The sequence below is a fragment of the Streptosporangium amethystogenes genome (genome assembly GCF_000721075.1).
Classification (GTDB): domain Bacteria; phylum Actinomycetota; class Actinomycetes; order Streptosporangiales; family Streptosporangiaceae; genus Streptosporangium; species Streptosporangium amethystogenes.
On the sequence record NZ_JOEQ01000191.1, the window covers coordinates 1 to 304 of the forward strand.

At 68.4% G+C, this 304-nt stretch carries 1 protein-coding gene; it reads left to right on the plus strand.

What is annotated here, in order from left to right; genetic code table 11:
• Positions 1-16: 16 nt before the first annotated feature.
• Positions 17-304, plus strand: a 288-nt coding sequence (locus tag IG98_RS46385; RefSeq protein ID WP_425428165.1) for an AMP-binding enzyme, incomplete at its 3' end; no start/stop codon positions are given.

Below are 304 nucleotides of genomic sequence, written 5' to 3' on the forward strand. Positions count from 1 at the left end.
TGGGGTTGTGGAGTTCGTGGGGCGGGTTGATCAGCAGGTGAAGGTGCGGGGTTTTCGGATCGAGTTGGGTGAGGTGGAGGCGGTGCTGGCCCGGCATGGGTCGGTGTCGCGGGTGGCGGTGGTGGTGCGGGAGGACCGTCCGGGGGATCGGCGGTTGGTGGCGTATGTGGTGGCCGCTCAGGGCGGGGACGCGGTGGATGTCGCTGAGTTGCGGCGGTTCGCGGGGGAGGTGTTGCCGGAGTTCATGGTGCCGTCGGCGGTGGTGGTGTTGGGGGTGTTGCCGTTGACGGGGAACGGGAAGTTG